Origin of the sequence: Flagellimonas olearia (genome assembly GCF_009184425.1) — a bacterium.
Lineage (GTDB): Bacteria > Bacteroidota > Bacteroidia > Flavobacteriales > Flavobacteriaceae > Flagellimonas > Flagellimonas olearia.
On record NZ_WELG01000002.1, the window covers coordinates 1424263 to 1444357 of the forward strand.

21 protein-coding genes are annotated in these 20095 nt (G+C 44.0%); 11 read left to right on the top strand and 10 right to left on the bottom strand.

Going from position 1 to position 20095, the window contains the following annotated elements:
- Positions 1–111: 111 nt before the first annotated feature.
- Positions 112–651, top strand: coding sequence for a hypothetical protein (locus tag F8C76_RS15760; RefSeq protein WP_152132593.1), 540 nt, complete (start codon positions 112–114; stop codon positions 649–651).
- A 3-nt stretch (positions 652–654) separates the two neighbouring features.
- On the opposite strand, the gene clpX is transcribed toward F8C76_RS15760, so the two are convergent.
- The 7 genes from clpX to F8C76_RS15795 all read right to left on the bottom strand — a co-directional run bounded on the left by clpX (position 655) and on the right by F8C76_RS15795 (position 7777).
- On the bottom strand, positions 655–1890 hold the full coding sequence (gene clpX / locus F8C76_RS15765; protein ID WP_129654849.1) for an ATP-dependent Clp protease ATP-binding subunit ClpX: 1236 nt from the start codon (positions 1888–1890) through the stop codon (positions 655–657).
- A gap of 103 nt (positions 1891–1993) precedes the next feature.
- Complete coding sequence (clpP, locus tag F8C76_RS15770) at positions 1994–2674, bottom strand: ATP-dependent Clp endopeptidase proteolytic subunit ClpP (RefSeq protein WP_129654847.1); 681 nt, start codon at positions 2672–2674, stop codon at positions 1994–1996.
- Between the two features lie 90 nt (positions 2675–2764).
- Positions 2765–4087 carry a trigger factor gene (gene tig / locus F8C76_RS15775; protein ID WP_152132594.1) on the bottom strand — a complete coding sequence of 441 codons (1323 nt, stop codon included), beginning with the start codon at positions 4085–4087 and terminating at the stop codon, positions 2765–2767.
- A 99-nt stretch (positions 4088–4186) separates the two neighbouring features.
- Positions 4187–4531 (bottom strand): phage holin family protein, encoded by a 345-nt coding sequence (locus tag F8C76_RS15780; protein WP_129654842.1) that lies wholly within the window; start codon positions 4529–4531, stop codon positions 4187–4189.
- Between the two features lie 80 nt (positions 4532–4611).
- On the bottom strand, positions 4612–6153 hold the full coding sequence (locus F8C76_RS15785; protein WP_152132595.1) for an SGNH/GDSL hydrolase family protein: 1542 nt from the start codon (positions 6151–6153) through the stop codon (positions 4612–4614).
- Between the two features lie 137 nt (positions 6154–6290).
- Positions 6291–7061 carry an alpha/beta fold hydrolase gene (locus tag F8C76_RS15790; RefSeq protein WP_152132596.1) on the bottom strand — a complete coding sequence of 257 codons (771 nt, stop codon included), beginning with the start codon at positions 7059–7061 and terminating at the stop codon, positions 6291–6293.
- Positions 7061–7777 carry a pyridoxine 5'-phosphate synthase gene (locus tag F8C76_RS15795; protein WP_152132597.1) on the bottom strand — a complete coding sequence of 239 codons (717 nt, stop codon included), beginning with the start codon at positions 7775–7777 and terminating at the stop codon, positions 7061–7063. Before F8C76_RS15795 ends, F8C76_RS15790 begins: the two co-directional genes overlap by 1 nt.
- Before the next feature lie 86 nt (positions 7778–7863).
- On the opposite strand from F8C76_RS15795, the gene F8C76_RS15800 reads away from it, so the two are divergent.
- From F8C76_RS15800 to murI, 8 genes are all read left to right on the top strand, one after another.
- Positions 7864–8520: a CBS domain-containing protein gene (locus tag F8C76_RS15800; RefSeq protein ID WP_129654834.1), complete on the top strand. Its 657-nt coding sequence runs from the start codon at positions 7864–7866 to the stop codon at positions 8518–8520.
- A gap of 4 nt (positions 8521–8524) precedes the next feature.
- Entirely contained in the window at positions 8525–9406 is an 882-nt protein-coding gene (locus tag F8C76_RS15805) for an NAD kinase (protein WP_152132598.1), read from the top strand.
- A gap of 112 nt (positions 9407–9518) precedes the next feature.
- On the top strand, positions 9519–10202 hold the full coding sequence (porG, locus tag F8C76_RS15810) for a type IX secretion system protein PorG (protein ID WP_116217281.1): 684 nt from the start codon (positions 9519–9521) through the stop codon (positions 10200–10202).
- A 1-nt stretch (position 10203) separates the two neighbouring features.
- On the top strand, positions 10204–10947 hold the full coding sequence (gene uppS, locus F8C76_RS15815; protein ID WP_152132910.1) for an undecaprenyl pyrophosphate synthase: 744 nt from the start codon (positions 10204–10206) through the stop codon (positions 10945–10947).
- Entirely contained in the window at positions 10919–13591 is a 2673-nt protein-coding gene (locus tag F8C76_RS15820) for a BamA/OMP85 family outer membrane protein (RefSeq protein ID WP_152132599.1), read from the top strand. Before uppS ends, F8C76_RS15820 begins: the two co-directional genes overlap by 29 nt.
- Before the next feature lie 100 nt (positions 13592–13691).
- Positions 13692–14525, top strand: a complete 834-nt coding sequence (locus tag F8C76_RS15825) for an OmpH/Skp family outer membrane protein (protein WP_129654826.1) — start codon at positions 13692–13694, stop codon at positions 14523–14525.
- Between the two features lie 43 nt (positions 14526–14568).
- On the top strand, positions 14569–15078 hold the full coding sequence (locus F8C76_RS15830; RefSeq protein ID WP_129654824.1) for an OmpH/Skp family outer membrane protein: 510 nt from the start codon (positions 14569–14571) through the stop codon (positions 15076–15078).
- A gap of 95 nt (positions 15079–15173) precedes the next feature.
- A complete protein-coding gene (murI, locus tag F8C76_RS15835) occupies positions 15174–15953 on the top strand; it encodes a glutamate racemase (protein ID WP_152132600.1) in 780 nt (259 codons plus the stop codon).
- Between the two features lie 3 nt (positions 15954–15956).
- Here the strand turns inward: murI and F8C76_RS15840 are convergent, their stop codons facing one another.
- A complete protein-coding gene (locus tag F8C76_RS15840) occupies positions 15957–16448 on the bottom strand; it encodes a dihydrofolate reductase (protein WP_152132601.1) in 492 nt (163 codons plus the stop codon).
- Complete coding sequence (locus tag F8C76_RS15845) at positions 16445–16837, bottom strand: 2TM domain-containing protein (protein ID WP_152132602.1); 393 nt, start codon at positions 16835–16837, stop codon at positions 16445–16447. The genes F8C76_RS15840 and F8C76_RS15845 overlap by 4 nt, the downstream gene beginning before the upstream one ends.
- Positions 16838–16891: 54 nt before the next feature.
- Here F8C76_RS15845 and F8C76_RS15850 point away from each other — a divergent pair, with 54 nt between their 5' ends.
- A complete protein-coding gene (locus F8C76_RS15850; RefSeq protein ID WP_152132603.1) occupies positions 16892–17971 on the top strand; it encodes an aminotransferase class V-fold PLP-dependent enzyme in 1080 nt (359 codons plus the stop codon).
- 154 nt (positions 17972–18125) lie between these two features.
- The gene (locus F8C76_RS15855) at positions 18126–18422 is read left to right on the top strand and encodes an isoamylase early set domain-containing protein (protein ID WP_129654814.1); all 297 of its coding nucleotides are present in this window, start codon (positions 18126–18128) and stop codon (positions 18420–18422) included.
- Between the two features lie 179 nt (positions 18423–18601).
- Here F8C76_RS15855 and F8C76_RS15860 read toward each other — a convergent pair whose 3' ends face one another.
- A complete protein-coding gene (locus F8C76_RS15860) occupies positions 18602–20095 on the bottom strand; it encodes a sensor histidine kinase (protein ID WP_152132604.1) in 1494 nt (497 codons plus the stop codon).

Genomic DNA, 20095 nt, shown 5'->3' on the forward strand with positions numbered 1-20095 from the left:
TGACCCTTTATCGAACAAAGGTTTCTTTTGGACAAATAAAAATGGTCTTTCTACGTTTAATGTTGAAATTCCCCATGCAAATCTTTTGAACAAACACTAAACCATTACATCATGGCAGAAAAACTCGTTGTTGTTTCAGATATGTGGGGAGCCAAGAAGGGACTTTGGATTGCTTCCTACTTTGGATATCTGCAACAATATTATGACATTGTCTTTCATGACAGTCAGCAATTGGGCAATATTGATGTGCCCGTATCCACTGAAGAGAATATCCATAGGGCTTTTGTGGAAGGGGGGATTGATACGGCTGTGGCCCACTTATTGAAGAAGGAATCGGCGCCAGCACATTATCTCGCATTCAGTACTGGAGGTACCATAGCGTATAAGGCCGCCTTAAAGGGATTGCCCATGAAATCTTTGACGGCCATTTCGGCTACAAGGATTCGGTTGGAGAACGATAGACCTGATACTTCCCTGAATTTGGTATATGGTGAATCCGATGAATTTAAGCCTAGCCATGCATGGGCCAAAAAGATAGGTGCAGACCTCAATGTGATTCCAAATTTTGGACATCAGTTGTACTCTGATGAGAAAATCATCTCCCAAGTATGCATGGGACTTTTGGAGCAAGTTACCCGAAAAGCGGTTTAACCTTTAGGAAACCACTTTTAGTTTTTTGATGGTCTCGTAGGAAAGTTTTTCCTCCGCATAGGCCTTGGTTACCTTGAATTCAGTCTCATCACTGCTGGGAAGGGTGAACATGGCGTCGGTAAAAACGGCCTCACAAAGGGAACGAAGTCCTCTGGCACCCAACTTGTATTCCACAGCCTTTTCCACAATGTAGTCCAAGGCTTGCTCGGTAATGGTAAACTTAATGTCATCCATGTTGAACAGTTTTTCGTACTGTTTGATGATGGCATTCTTGGGTTCGGTAAGAATAGCTCGCAAGGTTTTGGCATCAAGGGGGTTCATGTGCGTGAGCACGGGCAACCTTCCAATGATTTCCGGAATAAGACCAAACTCCTTTAAATCTTTGGGGATGATGTATTGGAGGATGTTTTCCTGATCCAATTTTTCTTCCGCTTTGGATGCGCTATACCCAACCGCCTGCATGTTCAAACGTTTGGTGATAATACGCTCGATACCGTCAAAGGCACCACCGGCTACAAAAAGAATGTTTTCGGTATTCACCTCGATAAATTTCTGGTCGGGATGCTTACGACCACCTTTAGGTGGAACGTTCACTACGGTACCTTCCAATAATTTTAGAAGCCCCTGTTGCACTCCTTCCCCTGAAACATCACGGGTAATGGAGGGATTATCACTCTTTCGGGCAATCTTATCGATTTCATCTATAAAAACGATACCCCTTTCGGCTTTTTCCAAGTTGTAATCGGCAGCTTGGAGCAAACGGGTAAGAATGCTTTCCACATCTTCCCCAACATATCCTGCTTCGGTAAGCACCGTGGCATCAACAATGGCCAAGGGTACATTGAGCATGCGGGCAATGGTCTTGGCGATCAAGGTCTTTCCAGTCCCGGTCTGCCCTACCATGATGATATTGCTCTTCTGGATTTCTACGTCGTTATCCTTGCTCTTGGGTTGTAACAATCGCTTGTAGTGATTGTAGACCGCAACGGACATGACTTTTTTGGTACGCTCCTGTCCAATGACAAAAGTGTCCAAAAAGTCCCTGATCTCCATTGGTTTTTTAAGGACCAATTCAGAGGAGAGGTCTTGGTTTTTGGATTGTTTGGATTCCTCTGCAACAATACTATGGGCCTGTTCTATACAACGGTCACAAATGTGTGCATCGAGCCCTGCAATCAACAGATTGGTTTCGGGCTTTTTTCTACCACAAAATGAACATTCCAAGTTTTCCTTTGCCATATCAATATCAAATCAACATATATGTTCCAACCACTAATAACGTAAAAAAAATGGGTTTGGTCTACGTTGTCGGGTTGCTTTTAATGGGTTTCAGTTCTTTACCCTAGGATTTTTCCCGGACCAAGATTTCATCGATCATACCATATTCCTTGGCTTCTTTGGCTTTCATCCAGTAATCTCGATCACTATCTTCGTACACTTTTTCAAAAGACTGGCCAGAGTGTTTGGATATGATCTCGTACAACTCATCTTTTATCTTGAGCACCTCTTTGGCCGCAATCTCAATATCACTCGCCTGCCCTTGCGCTCCCGAAAGAGGTTGGTGGATCATGACCCTGGAGTGGGTTAAACCACTTCTTTTTCCCTCTTGACCGGCACAAAGAAGTACAGCTGCCATGGAAGCGGCGATACCCGTACATATGGTGGCAACATCAGGTTTTATGAACTGCATGGTATCATAGATTCCCAATCCGGCATAAACACTTCCACCCGGGGAGTTGATGTATATCTGGATATCCTTGGAGGCATCGGCACTTTCCAAGAAAAGTAACTGTGCCTGCACAATATTGGCCACTTGATCATTGATTCCAGTTCCCAAAAAGATGATGCGGTCCATCATCAATCTCGAGAAAACATCCATGGCAATGGCGTTCAATTGCCGTTCCTCAATGATGTTAGGGGTCATGCTCACGGGATACATGCTGCTCATGATGTTATCATAATGCATACTGTTGATGCCGTGGTGCTGGGTAGCGTATTTTTTGAATTCTTTTCCGTAATCCATGGGATGGTGTTGAATTTTTCTTAAAAAAAAGGTGCCGAAAAAACAGCTTTTCGGCACCGTAAAGATACTTAATTTTCTTTTAGCCCAAGATTAGCTGTAGGCTTCCTTGATAAAGTCGTCATAACTGACTTCCTTCACCTTTAGGTTGGCCTTTTCCTTGTATAGGTCCAATAGTTTTTGGCTCATCAACTGCTCAGAGAGTCTTTTTACCTCGTCTTGGTTGCCCAAAACCCTGGTGGCAATGTTCTCCAACTCTTCTTCTTTGGGATCCATATGGCCGTATTGTGCCATTTGGGATTTAATGAAGCCTTTGGCAAACTCCTTCAATTCATCAAACTGAACCTGAAGATCGTTCTCTTGGATGATTTTACCTTCAATAAGTTGATAACGAAGTCCTTTTTCAGACTTTTCAAACTCTTCCTTGGCCTCATCATCGGTCAAAAGTTTTTCACCGCTGATTTGGATCCATTTTTTCAGGAACTCGGCAGGAAGCTCAAATTGGGTCTCATCAATAAGCTTTTCGGTAACATCGTTCAACAATTTCTGATCGGCTTGTTGTTCAAACTGCTTTTCAGAGTCTTCCTTGATTCGATCCTTAAGTTCTTTCTCAGAGCTTACATTGTCTTTTCCGAACAATTTGTCGAACAGCTCTTGGTCTAGGGCGGCAGGCTCCCTTTCATTGATTTCCTCAATGGTGAAGGTTACATCAATGTTCAATTTTTCAGCCTTGTCCGCACTGATTCCCAATGCACTGGACAACAGGTAATCTTCCTTGAACAATCCCTTTGTGGAAAGGGTTGCGGATTCACCAACCTTTTTACCGACCAAGGCGTCAGTGGCTTTCTTGCTCTTTACCTTGCTAAGTTCAATAGTGGTTTTATGCTCTATCTCCTCTGCTTCGTTGACAAAGGTTCCGGTGATTTCGTCGTTTTTACCTACTTCGGTTTTGGAAACCAGTTTTCCGTATTGTTTTTGGATACGTTCCACTTGTTCCTCGATCATTTTTTTATCGGCAACAATCTTGTACTGGGTTACGGCTTTTTTGGTCTTCAACTGAACGTCAAAGTTTGGGGCCAATCCCAATTCAAATTCAAAATCAAGATTTTCGCTGTCCCAATCAAAATTTTCCTGTTGTTTGGGAAGGGGATTGCCCAACACATCCAACTTTTCCTCGGTAAGGTATTTGTTCAGATTGTCTTGCAACAGTTTGTTCACCTCATCCACCAAAACGGCTTTGCCGTATTGCTTTTTGATAAGCCCCATGGGGACCTGTCCTTTTCTAAAGCCAGGAATATTGGCTTGTTTTCTGTAGTCTTTTAGGATTTTGTCTACGTTCTCCTGATAATCCTCTTTGCTGATCTCGACCTTTACAACTGCATTAAGATTGTCAATCTGCTCTTTAGTAATGTTCATCTCCTACCTAATTTGCTGTTCAAAAATGGGAGGCAAAAGTAATGCATTTTCCGTTTGGCAGCAACTTTTTAAAGCCTTGAATGCCAAACAAAATGAATTCTATACATCTTCTTTCAGAACGGAGTGTAAAATGGATTGCAAAAACGAGAGCAAAAGGCTAAAAATTAGTGCCCACCAAATACTGGTTACCTGGAATCCATCAATCAAATTGGCGGCTATTAGAATAATGATGGCATTGATGATCAAGAGGAACAATCCCAGCGTCACAATGGTAATCGGTAAGGTTAGAATAACGAGTATGGGTTTTACCAAAAAGTTGAGGACACTAAGGACTATGGCGACAATGATCGCGGTCATCATGGAATCCACACCCACACCAGGCAAAACATAGGAAAGTATAACAACGGCAAGTGCATTCAATAAAAGTCTTAGGATCAATTTCATGAGGTTTTGATTTTAGGGTTGAAAAAAAGGCACCGTACAAACGGTGCCTTCAATATAATGAAATTAAATATGGTTCCTTCTTAATTAATATATAATCCTGTATAATCCAATGGGTTTACGTTGGGTAAATTGGAGCCGTATTTTGCGTTGATCGCTGCCGTAAAGGCGTTGGCCAGTATCGCATATCCCCGTGGCGATGGATGCACGCCATCCAATGAAAACCCGCCGCCTGTGGCAAAGGTTGCCGTGACCACACTTCCATCTGTTTGTGGAAAACCGGTGGTCTTTAAATTATTCAAAAGGGTATTGGCGTCTACAAAAGCGAGGTCATAGGTCGTTGCCAATGCTTCAATGGTCTGGTTGTATGCCGTAAGTGCGGTTTCAACAGAGGCTTGTTCCTCCGGAGTCAGTACCCACTTATCTGCCAAGGGAACGGCAACCCCATTGATGGAGGTAGGGTCCGCAGGATTGGCCAAGGTGCCAATGAAGCTACTTGAGGTCAGTACCAAAAGATCTTCTGCGGTGGCTTGTCTCATACTGACAAGGGCAGGGTTGATACCAGTCAAATCAGTCAAGTCTTCATCAAATAAAACAACGGCATTGGAACTGCCTGCAGAAAATGTAATTGTTCTTTTGGCTATTTCTGCATCTGCTTCTTCTTGGGTGATTGCCAACTGGCTGACAAGGAAATTCAAGGCTCCTGCAACACCTGCATTGTAAGCACCATAAGATTGGTTTAAGAGTGTGGCTGTAGCTTCATCCAAAGGTACAGGATTGTGAGGGACCGTGGTGAAATAGGGAATGTCCGTTACGTTAGGTAGATTGGCTATAACACCCTCCGCTCCGTTCGCGGTCATGGCCTGAAGAATGGCATCAAGGGAACCTGCAAATACATTAGGGTCCGTAATATCATTTCTGGCATAGCTGCCTGGGTCAGGGTTTCCGGTCTGATCTGATCCTGAGCCACCACCTGTGGCATACAAAAGAATGTCATTGGCTCCGGTCCAGAGCGAGAAAAAGGTAGCGCCTTGTGCTGCAGCATCCCCTACCACCGTGGCGGTTTCTGAGGAGGAAAAACGGACAAAATATGGGTTGGCTGCACCTAAAGCCAAACCTGCCAAGCTCCCATAACCGGGAGCAAGTAGCTCATAACTTTTGGAACCGGGAACCCCCATGTTGTTGAAAGACCCTGATAGCTTATTGGTGATTTCAGTACTTCCCTGTCCTGAAATTGGGGTAGGGGCCGGGCCATCGGCGGTAAAAGCCAAAATTAATCTGTTGCCAATATCGGGACTGCCATCCATGTTAAGGTCTGTTTCGCCATTTATGGTGGCACCTCCCAGGTTATCTGCCATGTACGGAATCTCAAATGCTCCACCTCCGACCAAGGCAAAGTTCATGGCCAGCATGTTCGGGAAAGACGCTTCTTGACCCGCCATGAACAGGGCATTGTCCGAAAAGCCCGCGGTAAGTGAATTTCCTACCGCCACATATTTTGTGAAATCAGCACTTCCGGCCGTATAATCTACCGGATCTGTTGTTTCCTCGATAATTGGGGTATTGTCTTCACATGAAACCAAAAAAAGGCCCAAGAACGGAAGCAAGGCAAATAACTTTTTCATATCTAAACTGTATTTGTTGAGTTAGCTTATGTTAAATTTTGGGTTAAACCGCATTTAATCAAATCTATATCAAAATTGTTATACAGGCAATAAAATGGCTGAAAAAATTATGCATGCATAATAAAAAACCCTCAATTTTAAGAATTCATGAAGTGTAATGTCTTTTCAAAGAATTGTTTGGGGTTTTCCGCGTGAAGCCAATGTCCGGCGTTGTCCACGGTTTCAATGACGGCTTTTGGGAAGTGTTTTTTGATTTCGGGATAGTCATTGGGGAGGATATATTCCGAGCGGTCTCCACGAATAAAGAGTGCGGGTCCGTCATAGGACGCCGTCGCGCCAATATTGTCCCCAATTTCTTCCATTTTGTTTTTTAGGATTTCAAAATTGAACCGGAATCCCAATTTTTTAGGTTCCACCCAGTGAAGGTTCTTTAAAAGGAACTGTCGTATGCCAAAGTCCTTGAGGTGTTGCGAAAGAACCTCATCGGCTTCCTTTCTGCTTGTAATTTTGTCGAAATCCAATTGTGCTAAAGCATCAACAATATATTGATGATGGGGTGGGTAAAACTTGGGGGCGATGTCCGCAACAATAAGCTTGGTCACCCGGTCGGGATGCGATGTGGCGATTTGCATGGCTGTTTTTCCTCCCATGGAATGCCCGAGGATGAGAGCAGATTCAATCTGGTGATGGTCCATGTATGCTATCACGTCGCTGGCCAGCAGTTCATAGTCAAAATCGGGGGAATGAAAACTTTTTCCATGGTTCCTCTGGTCAATAAGATGCACTTGAAACCCATTGTCAGCATATTGACTGCCCAAGGTTTTCCAATTGTCCGACATCCCTAAAAACCCATGCAGGATAAATAAGGGAGTGCCTTCGCCCAATATTTTTGAATGCAATAACTCCATTACTTTAATCGGTCTAGGTACATGTTCACCACATTTTCAATACCCAAATAAATGGATTCGCAAATCAGGGCGTGCCCAATGGATACTTCCAAGAGGTTGGGAATATGTTCTTTGAAATAGTTGATGTTGTCAAGGCTTAAATCATGCCCTGCATTGATGCCCAATCCCAGTTCATGGGCCATTTGGGCGGCGTCCACAAAAGGTTTTATTCCCGCTTCTTTGTTGCCTTCTGCAAAATCATGGGCAAAACTTTCGGTGTAGAGTTCAATACGGTCTGTTCCGGTTTCAGCGGCTCCTTGCACCATCTTTACATCGGGGTCCACAAAAATGGAAGTGCGTATCCCGTTCTCCTTGAAGGTTTTGATGACATCCACCAAAAAATCCTTGTGCTTTAGGGTATCCCAACCGGCATTGGAGGTAATGGCATCCTCGGCATCGGGGACCAAGGTTACCTGGGTGGGCTTTACCTCAAGTACCAAATCTATGAATTTGGGAATGGGGTTTCCTTCTATATTGTACTCGGTGGTGACCACTTTTTTCAGGTCACGCGCATCTTGATAACGAATATGGCGCTCGTCCGGACGGGGGTGAATGGTGATGCCCTCTGCACCAAAAGACTCTATATCCTTGGCCGAAGTAATTAGGTTGGGCACATTGCCTCCCCGTGAATTCCGTAAAGTTGCCAGTTTGTTTATGTTAACACTCAACTTTGTCATGAAGTTCTCTTTTAGATGGGCAAAAATAAGAATTAGGCACGCCTTTTGCGATTTAAAATTAGTATTTTGCGCCTAATAGAAATGACATGCAGATTCTTAGCCAGATAATAAACACAGTACCCGTTTTTGAGGTGTCGGAGACCTTGAAGGAGGTCATTCGTTTTTTTGAAGAGACGACCTTCTCCCATGTGGCTGTCACCGAAAATGGAGTCTATTTGGGGCTTTTGTCCGAAAATGACCTAGCCTGTTTTGAGCCTGAAAAGAGGATTGATGATTTTAGGTTTGAGATGGAAAGTTTTTTCGTGACCAAGGAAACCTCTTGGTTGGATGTGTTGGAGATGTTCTCAAGAAACGAGGCCAATATACTCCCGGTTTTGGATGAAAACCAAACCATCATCGGCTATTATGATCTTGAAGATGTAGTGAGTTTATTTATTGATACGCCATTTTTCAGTGAGCCTGGGGCCATTCTTGTGGTCGCTACCGGCATCAAGGACTATTCCTTTAGTGAAATAGCCCAAATTGTGGAAAGTAACAACGCCCGTTTGTTGGGGGCTTTTATCACGGATTCCCAAAATGATGTGGTACAGATTACCCTTAAAATAGGAGCTCAAGGACTTAATGAGGTGGCCCAGACCTTTAGACGGTACAACTATACCATTGTCTTTGGCAACAGTGACGACCAATTCATGGAAGATCTGAAGCAACGCTCGGATTATTTGGAAAAATACCTTAACGTTTAGCAGCATGAAGGTCGCTATTTACGGACAAGCTTTTTTGGAAGAGGACAAAACCAGCATGCTGGAACTTTTGCACGAACTGCAGAAGGTGAATGCTGAGATTTTTGTCGAGGAAAAATTTGATGAACTGGTTTCGGACTGCACTACAGGACGTATTCAAGGTACTTATACACAATCCAAAGGGTTGGATGCCACCTTTGACATGTTCATCAGCTTTGGCGGTGATGGGACCATGCTTCGTGCGGTGACCTATATAAAGGACTATGGCATTCCCATTGTGGGTGTAAATACGGGAAGGCTTGGATTTTTATCGACCTTTAAAAAGGAGAATGTGCGCAAACTGGTCACGGAATTTGTGGCCGGGCACTATACGGTAGAGGAGCGGACCTTGGTTGAGGTGGAGGTGAATCCGGACCTGAACGAGTTCGAGAATCTTAATTTTGCCTTGAACGAGGTTACTGTAAGCCGAAAGGATACAACCTCCATGATCACGGTGGAAACGTATTTGAACGATGAATACCTTACCTCATATTGGGCAGATGGACTCATTGTTTCCACACCAACCGGTTCAACGGGATATTCATTGAGCTGTGGCGGGCCGGTCATAGCGCCATCGGCAAAATCCTTGGTACTCACCCCAATTGCACCGCACAATCTTAATGCACGTCCACTGGTCATTTCGGATGACACCCAGATACGGCTCAAGGTTTCAGGGAGGGAACAGACCCATTTGGTATCGTTGGATTCCAGGATTGCGGATATTCCCAACGGCAAGGAGATTAGGATACGAAAATCGGATTTTACGGTCAAAATGATAGAGTACACATCCGAAAGCTTTCTAAAAACACTTCGAAATAAATTGCTTTGGGGGGAGGACAAACGGAATTGAACCTCTCACAAACAATAAAAGGAGCTAAAAACTGTTTAACAAGGGAGAATGTTTATAACTGTAGGCCTATTGACTTTCCTTTACTTTTAACTTGCGTAATTTTTTAACTGGTATGCGGATAGTTTTGGCTATTTTTCTATGCAGTATGTTCAAGCTGGGGGCACAGACCTACGAAGTGGGAATCTTTGCGGGTGGCGCCAATATGGTGGGCGATGTAGGTCGCACAAACTATATCTTGCCTTCGGGCCCGGCTTTTGGAGGTCTTTTTAAATGGAACAAGAGTAAACGGTATGCGTGGCGTGCCAGTGTGCTCTATGGGACCTTTACTGCGGACGATTCCAAATCCAGTATGCCTTCCCGGCAACAGCGGGAGTATGAGATGGATAATTCCGTTCTTGAAGCCTCATTGGGGATAGAATTTAACTTTGTGGAGTACAATCTTCACAAACTTGGACCTGCCTTCACCCCCTATCTATACACAGGTTTCAGCTACTTCAGATATGATTTTATGTATTTTGATGCCCTCCAGGTGCAGGATATTAACCAAAAAGAAGGTAGTTTTGCAATTCCAATGACGGTTGGGGCAAAGTATCGGTTAAATCAATTCCTGATTCTTGGCGCTGAAATTGGGGCCAGATATACATTTACGGACAATTTGGACGCAAGTAACCCTGAAGGTTCCAATTTCGAGCAGTTTAGGTTCGGGAATATATTGAGCGATGACTGGTACGTCTTCACAGGTTTTACGTTAACGTATACCTTTGGACGAAAGCCCTGCCAGGATTGTTTTCAATGACATGCACACGCTAGAGGACGTTAACAAAGACAAACCACTTCCAGAACATGTGGCCATCATTATGGATGGCAATGGCCGTTGGGCCAAACAACGGGGGAAACTTCGTGTATTTGGCCATGAAAATGGGGTGGAGGCCGTGCGCAATACCGTTGAGAATTGTGCCAAACTACAGATAAAGTGCCTTACACTCTATGCATTTTCCACTGAAAACTGGAACAGGCCCAAAATAGAGGTCGATACCCTCATGAAACTTCTAGTGTCTTCCTTAAAGAAGGAATTAAAGACCCTTAATAAGAACAATATCAGGCTAATGGCCATTGGAAACATAGATTCCCTGCCCAGTAAGGCCCAAAAAGAACTTTCGGAGGTTATTTCAAAAACAGCGGAAAATACGGGAATGATACTCACCTTGGCCCTTAGTTATGGCTCCCGGGAAGAGTTGAAAACTGCTGTAAAAGAGATAGCTATCAAAGTTAAAAATAATATAATTTCACCCGAAAATATTGACGAAACCGTTATAAATACACATCTTTACACGCATTTCATGCCCGATGTGGACTTGCTTATCCGTACCAGTGGAGAACGTAGGATAAGCAATTTTTTACTATGGCAAATTGCTTATGCCGAATTATATTTTATTGATGTATTTTGGCCTGATTTTAGAGAGCATCATTTGGTAGAAGCAATATTAAGTTACCAAAATAGAGAACGACGATTTGGAAAAACTAGCGAACAACTCAGTTAAGGGTAGACAAAATTCCATTCTGCAATACCTGAAACTACTCCTTCCTTTATTATTTATCACCGGACAGAGCTTTGCCCAGGAAACTTCATTTGAGGATGGGAAACAATATATTTTGGGTGGACTCACCGTTACCGGTCTTCAAAGTTATAATGAACAAACGGTTAAAACGTACACCGGTTTACGTGTAGGGCAGCCCATTACCGTACCAGGGGATGAGATCAGCGCCGTAATCAAGAAACTGTGGAGCTTGGAGCTGTTCAGTGATGTGGAGATGTATTACACCAAAATAGAGGATGACAAGATTTTCTTGGAATTGAACATTTTGGAACGTCCCACGCTTTCCAATGTAACTGTTTATGGGGTAAAAAAGAGAAAGGTGCAGAGTATCTTGGATGATACAGACCTTAAAAAAGGGAAGAAAATCACCGAAAGCTTAATTGCCAACACCAAGAACTACCTTCAGAACAAGTATAAAAAGCAAGGATACCTCAATGCCAATGTCAACATTGCTACCGTGGCCGATACTTCAGAAGTCAATACCCAGAACATGGTGGTCAATGTCAAAAAAGGAGATAAGGTAAAGATCAGGAGCATTGTTTTTGAAGGAAATGACAAGCTCTCCGGCAAGCGTCTTCGCAAATCATTGAAGAACACCAAGAAGAAGAAGTTTTACCGCTTCTGGAAAAAATCAAAATACATCAAGGACGATTTCAACGAAGATCTTTCCAGTTTGGTGGATGCCTATGCAGAACGTGGGTATCGGGATGCACGGGTGCTTTCGGATACTTTTGTCAAGGTGAACGAAAAGAACATCGACCTTAAGATCAAGGTCGAAGAAGGGGACAAGTACTATTTTGGTGATGTTAATTTTGTTGGAAATACGGTATACACGGATAGGCAATTGAGCCAAGTACTTGGAATCCGAAAGGGGCAGACCTACAATGGGGTGTTGCTCAAAAAACGAATTGCGGATGACTCCAAACCAGATGCCGAAGATTTAACGAATCTGTACCAAAACAATGGATACCTGTTTTCCAGTATCAATCCTGTGGAAGTTTCCGCGGTGAACGATACCATCGACTTTGAAATCAGGATTATAGAAGGTAAGGAAACCTTTTTGGATCACGTGACCGTAGTGGGGAATGATAAGACCAACGACCATGTGATTTTTAGGGAATTGCGCACCCGTCCCGGTCAAAAATATAGCAAGGACAATATTGTCCGGAGTATCAGGGAATTGGGGCAATTGGGCTTCTTTGATGCAGAACAGATCGTTCCGGACATCCAAAACCCGGACCCCAATGCCGGTACGGTGGACATCCAGTATAGTCTGGTTGAGGCGGGATCCAGTCAAATAGAATTGCAAGGTGGTTTTGGTGGCGGAGGTTTCATCGGTACCTTGGGACTTTCGTTCAGTAACTTCTCTTTGAAAAACATCTTTAACGGTGAGGCTTACAAGCCCGTTCCCATGGGAGATGGACAGACCTTTGCGCTCCGTTTGCAGGCCAGTAGATCTTTCCGCGTATATAGCTTGAACTTCTCCGAACCATGGTTGGGAGGTAAAAAACCAGTTCGGTTTAACCTCTCCTTATCTAGGACACAGCAGTTTGCCACGGGTTATGATAACCGAGGAAGGATCGATGTGCAGAAAGATCGTGGATTCTCCATAACCGGGGTCTCGGCAGGATTGGCCAAAAGGGTACAATGGCCCGATGATTTCTTCACGGTGTCCCACTCTTTGAGCTACCAGTTGTACGATTTTAACGACTACAACCTTGGGCTCTTCAATTTTGGTAATGGTAGTTCCAATGCCTTGAGCTATACCTTTGGTATATCTAGAAGTTCACAAGGTCCCAGCAGGATTTTCCCTCTGTCTGGATCCAACTTTGAGTTGACTGCCAAGTTTACACCACCGTATTCACTCTTTAGCAATAAGGATTACAAGCAGCTTAAGACCGATATTGAGTCGGCTACCGAACGCCTTTATGAAATTGGGACCAATCCTTCTTCCATAGAAGAGCAGTTGGAATTTGCCCAATTGAGCGATGAGTTGGAACGAAATGAAGAGGAGAGGTTTAAACTCTTGGAGTTCTACAAAGTGAAGTTCAAGGGAGATTGGTATACCCGTTTGGTGGACAAGCTGGTATTGCGTACCAATGCCGAGTTTGGCTTTTTGGGAAGCTATAACCATGACATAGGAGCAGTTCCCTTTGAGCGTTTCTATGTGGGTGGGGATGGTCTTGGAAACTTTACCTTGGACGGAAGGGACGTGGTACAGTTGAGAGGATATGAGAACCAGGCCCTTACCCCTTATATTACCAATGCCATTACGGGAAGTCTACAACAAGATGGGGGTACCATCTACAATAAATATTCTTTGGAACTTCGTTATCCGCTTACCTTGAAACCTTCGGCATCAATTTATGCATTGTCGTTTTTGGAAGCTGGAAACGCATTCAACAATTTTAATGAGTTTAATCCGTTTGAATTAAAAAGATCTGCCGGAGTGGGGGTACGTATTTTTATGCCGGCATTCGGACTCTTGGGAATCGATTTTGGATATGGTTTCGATACAGACGCCAGACCGCAATCAACAGGACCCAGTGGCTGGCAAACGCACTTCATCATCGGGCAGCAGTTTTAATCTAAGGAAAATAGGGTTTTGCTGATTTTATAAATAGCTTGTTTTGAATTAATTAGTTATTTTGGCACGATATTTTCTATGTAAAAAAGCGGAAACAAAGATGAATACCAAAGTTCTTTTGTCATTAATCGTTTTGATGACTTCCTTTTACGGCTTTTCTCAGCGGGGAGTGCGCATAGGATATGTGGATATGGAATATATCCTCGAGAATGTGGAGGAATACCGGGAAGCTACTACCCAATTGGAGGCCAAGGCACAAAAATGGAAGCAGGAGATTGAGCTCAAACAGAGTGTTGTTGAGCAGATGAAGAAAGATTTAATGGCGGAAAAGGTCCTTTTAACGGATGAACTCATTGCCGAGCGCGAAGAGGAAATCCAGATTTTGGAAAAGGAAATGTTGGATTACCAACAAGACCGTTTTGGACCCCAAGGGGATTTGGTCTTGCAAAAGCAGTTGTTGATACAGCCCATTCAAGACCAGGTTTTCAATGAGGTCCAGAAAATCGGAGGCAATAAAAGATACGATTTTATTTTTGATAAATCGGCAGATGTTGTAATGTTGTACTCCGAAAAAAGGCACGATATCAGCGACTTGGTCCTACGGGAGATAGGTCGAACAAGAAAAGTGAGCGCCTCCAACAAGAAACAGGAAGAAAGGAACAGGTTGGAGAAGTTCATGGAGGAGGAAGAAGCCGATGATAACATAAGCGATGCCCTCAGGGAACGCCAAGAACAGGCAGAAGAGAATCGGGATGCCAAGGCCCAGGCCGCCGAGGATAGAAGGACCGAACAGTTGAAGCTGAGAGAGGAACGCAAGAAAGCCTACGAGGCAAGAAGACAAAAATTATTGGAAGAGCGCGAAGCCAAACGCCAGGCCAAATTGGATGAGCGGAAAAAAGTGCAGGAACAAGAAAAGGATTCAATACAACAATAATATTGAAACACTTAATTTAACATCAAAATAGTAACTTAGAACCATGAAAAATGTAAAAAGAATTGCGGTAGCCCTAGTTTTGTTTGTAGCGGCTACGGGTTTTGTAAATGCGCAGAGCAAGGTTGCCCACATCAATGTGCAACAATTGTTGTCTGAAATGCCAGAGATGCAGGCTGCGCAAGCTGAGTTGAAGAAATTACAGGAAACCTACAGGGCAGATATACAAAGCTCCATGAAAGAGCTTCAAAATAAGTTGACCCAATACCAAAACGAAGCTACCTCAAAAACCAATGAGGAAAACGAACAAAGAGCTCTAGAACTTCAAGGTTTCGAAAAAAATATCCAAGAAGCCGAACAAACTGCCATGCAGGAATTGCAGAAGAAGCAACAAGAACTGTTCGCCCCCATTTCCGATAAGGCCAAAGCGGCCATAGAAAAAGTTGCCGCTGCGCAAGGCTTTGACTATGTTATCGATGCCAGCCCAGGATTGAGCTTGATCGTGGCCAAAGGAAAAGACCTTTTGCCTACCGTTAAGCAGGAATTGGGATTCTAAGAAATACATTGTCCGAAGAATAAGGATAGACCGCTTTTCCCAAAAGGTAAAGCGGTTTTTTTATGTCAAAACCATAACAGTGGTTATTTTTAAGCATGCAAAGACCTATAGGTATTTTTGACTCAGGGGTTGGGGGCACCTCCATTTGGAGGGAAATCAAGAAGATACTTCCCAACGAACATACTCTCTATTTGGCGGATAGCGCCAATGCGCCCTATGGCGAAAGATCAAAAGAGGAGATCACCCAATTGAGCATCAAGAATACCGAGTTTTTATTGCAGCACGGTTGCAAGATCATTGTAGTGGCCTGTAATACCGCCACCACCAATGCCATTGATCATCTAAGGGCCACCTACGCAGTCCCGTTCATTGGGATAGAACCGGCCATAAAACCGGCCGCCCTTCATACCAAAACCAAAAAAGTAGGGGTTTTGGCTACCAAGGGCACCTTGTCCAGCAGTTTGTTCCACAATACCTCAAAACTCTTTGCGGAAGGGATAACCGTACTGGAGCAAGAAGGTAAGGGTCTGGTGGAACTTATAGAGGCGGGTCAGTTAAACTCACTTGCCATGCAGGAGCTTCTTAAAAAATACCTGGACCCCATGCTGGAACAAAATATAGACTGTTTGGTGTTGGGTTGTACCCACTATCCGTATTTGATACCCCTGTTGAAGGAAATGCTTCCCAACCATATCACAATTATTGATTCTGGCGAAGCCGTGGCAAGACAGACCAAGGCGGTCCTGGAAAAAAACAACCTGTTACAGCTTACGGAAAGTACTCCCCGGCATATACTGTACACCAACAAGGAAACGGAAGTGCTCCAAAAGTTGGTCAATGACCCCAGTGCCCAAGTGGCCTATCTGGATTTTTAACGCTTATTGCTTGGTATAGGTAAGGTAGGTAAAGGCGTGCTGGTGCCGATCATCCTTTGGATGATGTTTTTCTTGGACCAACCTCCAATTTTTTTCATCGATTTCAGGAAAAAAAGTATCGGCCTCAAAAGTATCGTGTACCCGAGTGAGCTCAATATCCGTGGCAACGGCCATGGACTGTTTGTAGATTTCCCCACCCCCAATGATAAAGGCAGTTTCATGGTCGCCCACCAAATCAATGGCCTGTTCAAGCGAATGCACCACCGTACACGGGAACTTTGGAGCGTAGTTGGTATCGCGTGTAATGGCAATGTGCTCCCGGTTGGGCAGGGCCTTAGGAAAGCTCTCCAAGGTCTTTCGGCCCATAATGATCTTATGACCCGTGGTAAGGGCCTTAAAACGCTTAAAATCGTCAGGTAGGTGCCATACCAAATCGTTGTCCTTGCCCAAAGCATTGTTCTCGGCGGCCGCGGCTATAATGATGAGTCGCTTCACAGATCTTTTTTTTTATTGATGTTGGAGAGGGGAAAATCCGTCTCGATTTCCTTCTGGATTTCCGAAATGCGTTTTTTCTGGAGTTCCACCAACCGTTCCCGCTGTCTGCGCTCCCAATCCTGTCCCATGAATTTGTGGGTCACAAAAACATTGAAGGTGTGCAGCACCAGCAAAAAGGCCCAGAACAGGATGGCCCAAACGAACCAATCATACGCCTCACCGTATTTAAGGATCTTGTTGATCAAGATCAAAAACACGCAGCCAATCAAAAAAATGACAAAGTGGGAGAACAACCGTTTCTTCTGTTTGATGCGTTTCTGCGCATACTCCAAAAGCTCGTGCTGCTCCACATCTATAGGCGACTTTTTCTTTTTACCAAAGGACAACATGGAATGGCTATCTTTAGCAACAAAGATAACGTAATTGTATCCAAAACCTCAGTCATGCAAAGCCTAAGAAAAAAATTCCCCGTGCTCAACCAATGCCTCTATGCCAACACGGCCGCAACAGGATTGTTAAGTGAAGATCTAATGGAATGGCGCCAAGGACACGACCTGGATTACCTGATCGGTGGGAGCGATATGAAGGCGAAGAGTTTTGAACGTATGCCCCAGATCAAGGACACGGTGGGGAAGTTCTTCCAGTGCAAGCCCGAAAATGTGGCCTTGGTGCCCAACTTCAGTCTGGGGCTCAACATGCTTTTGGAAGGCCTGCCCAAAGACCAACGGGTATTGCTCTTGAACAATGATTATCCTTCCTTGAACTGGCCATTCGAGACGCGAAACTTTCCCAGGGAGTACGTGGAAATCGATGAATTGATGGAAGAACACATCCTTGAAAAAGTAAAAACAGGAAAATTTGATGTCTTGGCCCTGAGTCTTGTACAATGGATCAATGGCATCAAGATTGATCTTGATTTCCTGAAACAGCTCAAAAAGGACCACCCCGATCTTTTGATCATAGCGGACGGTACCCAATTCTGTGGCACCCATGACTTCAGCTTTAAGGATTCCGGGATAGATGTGCTGTTGGCCAGTGCCTACAAATGGCTGCTGGCCGGTTATGGCAATGGCTTTGTATTGGTCAAGGATGGGGCAAAGGACCGGTTTGATCTAAAGACCATAGGCAACGGTTCCGTGGACCGGGATGCCTCCAAACGGGAGAGCATTCCCTTTGGGAAGTATTTGGAACCCGGGCATTTGGATTCCTTCAATTTTGGGAGCCTGCAGTTTTCGTTGGACTTTTTGGACGACATCGGTATGCAGCATATAGAGTCCCACTTGGACAAACTTTCCCAGAAGGCCAAAACCGAATTTATGGAACTGGGCCTCTTGGAAGAAGCTGTGGCAAAACGGCAGGGGCATAGCACCATTTTCAACATAAAGGGAGATGAACGACTTTTCAACAAGCTTAGCAAGGAAGAAGTGGTCTGTGCCCTGCGGGGGAACGGTATCCGACTGAGTTTCCACTTTTACAATACCCTGGAGGAAATTGATACGATCGCGAAATTGCTGAAGAACTAAAGCCCGGAATTTCTTTTTGAGAAAATCCATCCACGGATTTTACCAAAAGTGATCTTATGGTTAGGCAGATTTTATCAATATGATAAATCGATGGTAACTTATTGTAAATAAGCGGTTTTATGTATTGCTTTGTCCTGTATTTAATTTTAGTACCATGGCAATAAAGAAACAATACCTAAAGAGCAAGCCAGTATGCAAGGTTACTTTTTCAGTACCTGCAGAGGAGGCAGAGAAGGTTGCGGTAGTGGGCGATTTCAACAATTGGAACGCCAAGGGCAGCACACTGAAGAAATTGAAGAACGGGATCTTCAAGGGAACATTTGATCTTCCCACGGAGAACGCTTACGAGTTCAGATACATTATAGACGGCGCTTATACCAATGATGAAGAGGCCGATCGTTTCCAATGGAACGATTACGCCGGAACAGAGAACGCCGTTCTGGAAGTATAACCCATTATGATCACCATGGGGGCGCCCCAACCCCTTTGGTGGTTTTTCTTTTCTTGCGGAGTAGTACTGGGAGAATATCCAATCTTTGTAATTCACCTAGTTGTCTAAAAATGAAGTTTCCATATTTAGTGGGGGCTTTGCTACACGAATCTTATACTGTATAGCTTTCCATATTTGGCTTAGTTCATAACGTGAACGGGAAGGCTAAAACTAAAGGAAGTTCCTTCATTGGGTTGGCTCAACACCTTGATATGACTATCATGTATCTCCATGATTTTTTTTACAATGGCCAGGCCAAGACCCACTCCTTCTTTTTCCTGACCCATCTTGGTTTGGCGGTATCGTTCAAAGATCAGTGCTTGGTTTTCCTTGGCAATGCCAGGTCCCGAATCTTGGATGGTGACCTGTACATACTTGTTTAGGGTTTCAATCTTTACAACAACTGTACCTCCATGAGGGGTAAATTTTAAGGCATTGTCCATAAGGTTTTGAATGGCCCGCTCCACCAACGATATATCTGCAAAGACCAAAGGGATATTATCGGCCATGGACAGTTTTAGGTCAATATTCTTTTGTTTGGCAAACAACGAATAATTTCTGTGGATGTCATTGGCCAATTCACTGATGAGAAACGGTTCTTTTTTGGGTTGTATTTGATTGGCCTCCAATTTGGAGTACTCAAAAAGCTGTGAGATTAGTTTGGATAGTTTTTCACTGCTTTTGGAAATTGTGTTGAGGTATTCTTCCCGCTCTTTTTGGGAAAGCGTATGGTCCTTCATGTGCAGCGTTTCAATATATCCTTGGATTATGGATAACGGGGTGCGCAAATCGTGTGAAATATTGGCAATAAGTTCCCGTCGTAGCTCTTCCACGGACTTTATCTTTTCAATATCGGCCAAAATCGTGTCCGCCATGCTATTGAAAGTACTGGCCACATTGGCCAAATCGGTCTTTTCCGCATTCGCTATACGATATTTTAAATCGCCTTGCTGGAAACGTTTTGCAGCATAAATGATTTTTCTGAGACTCCGGGTAAGGTGCCAAATGGCCAGAACTCCCAAAAGGGTTGCAAAGATCAGGGTAAGTAGTGATCCCCCTAATCCCAATCGCATAAAATAGCTATTGAAGAGGTCGCTTCGGGTGGCCAGAAAATCTTCACCTGCCAAAATAATATAGATGTACCCTTCATGCCCTTCCTTTTGGAAGTGTGCCGCTGAAAAAATGGTCTGCTTGCTCAAATCCTTGGGGTCATCGCCTAAAATATAATGGGAACCTTGTTCAGCAATGAATTGCTTTATCGGAGCAAGATTTATCTTTTTTTCTTTGGTTTCAGGGGCGTCATGGTTCAGGACAACGGAGTATTGCACATGCCCTTCATTGTCCAACAAATAGACCTCAATGGCACGGTTAACGGCCATCATGTCGTGCATAATGTCCCCAAAAAGGGCTTTGTTCACCGTTCCTGTTGAATCAAAAGGATGGGTGTCCTTGAATTTTTCATCAATAAGGTCTTGGGCCAGATTGGCATGCAAACGCTGTGTGGTCTCGTTAAAATATTTGTTGGAGAGGTAAAAGGAAATCAAGGTATACCCAACCCCAGCAAGTATCAAAATAGCTGAGAAGGAGAGTATGAGCTTTAGAATAAATCGGGTTGAAAGGATATTGTTTTTCAT

Coding starts and splice junctions, on each gene's coding strand:
- F8C76_RS15760 (WP_152132593.1), top strand. CDS start 112: ATGGCAGAAAAACTCGTTGTTGTTTCAGATATGTGGGGAGCCAAGAAG.
- clpX (WP_129654849.1), bottom strand. CDS start 1,890: ATGGCAAAGGAAAACTTGGAATGTTCATTTTGTGGTAGAAAAAAGCCC.
- clpP (WP_129654847.1), bottom strand. CDS start 2,674: ATGGATTACGGAAAAGAATTCAAAAAATACGCTACCCAGCACCACGGC.
- tig (WP_152132594.1), bottom strand. CDS start 4,087: ATGAACATTACTAAAGAGCAGATTGACAATCTTAATGCAGTTGTAAAG.
- F8C76_RS15780 (WP_129654842.1), bottom strand. CDS start 4,531: ATGAAATTGATCCTAAGACTTTTATTGAATGCACTTGCCGTTGTTATA.
- F8C76_RS15785 (WP_152132595.1), bottom strand. CDS start 6,153: ATGAAAAAGTTATTTGCCTTGCTTCCGTTCTTGGGCCTTTTTTTGGTT.
- F8C76_RS15790 (WP_152132596.1), bottom strand. CDS start 7,061: ATGGAGTTATTGCATTCAAAAATATTGGGCGAAGGCACTCCCTTATTT.
- F8C76_RS15795 (WP_152132597.1), bottom strand. CDS start 7,777: ATGACAAAGTTGAGTGTTAACATAAACAAACTGGCAACTTTACGGAAT.
- F8C76_RS15800 (WP_129654834.1), top strand. CDS start 7,864: ATGCAGATTCTTAGCCAGATAATAAACACAGTACCCGTTTTTGAGGTG.
- F8C76_RS15805 (WP_152132598.1), top strand. CDS start 8,525: ATGAAGGTCGCTATTTACGGACAAGCTTTTTTGGAAGAGGACAAAACC.
- porG (WP_116217281.1), top strand. CDS start 9,519: ATGCGGATAGTTTTGGCTATTTTTCTATGCAGTATGTTCAAGCTGGGG.
- uppS (WP_152132910.1), top strand. CDS start 10,204: ATGCACACGCTAGAGGACGTTAACAAAGACAAACCACTTCCAGAACAT.
- F8C76_RS15825 (WP_129654826.1), top strand. CDS start 13,692: ATGAATACCAAAGTTCTTTTGTCATTAATCGTTTTGATGACTTCCTTT.
- F8C76_RS15830 (WP_129654824.1), top strand. CDS start 14,569: ATGAAAAATGTAAAAAGAATTGCGGTAGCCCTAGTTTTGTTTGTAGCG.
- murI (WP_152132600.1), top strand. CDS start 15,174: ATGCAAAGACCTATAGGTATTTTTGACTCAGGGGTTGGGGGCACCTCC.
- F8C76_RS15845 (WP_152132602.1), bottom strand. CDS start 16,837: ATGTTGTCCTTTGGTAAAAAGAAAAAGTCGCCTATAGATGTGGAGCAG.
- F8C76_RS15850 (WP_152132603.1), top strand. CDS start 16,892: ATGCAAAGCCTAAGAAAAAAATTCCCCGTGCTCAACCAATGCCTCTAT.
- F8C76_RS15855 (WP_129654814.1), top strand. CDS start 18,126: ATGGCAATAAAGAAACAATACCTAAAGAGCAAGCCAGTATGCAAGGTT.
- F8C76_RS15860 (WP_152132604.1), bottom strand. CDS start 20,095: ATGAAAAACAATATCCTTTCAACCCGATTTATTCTAAAGCTCATACTC.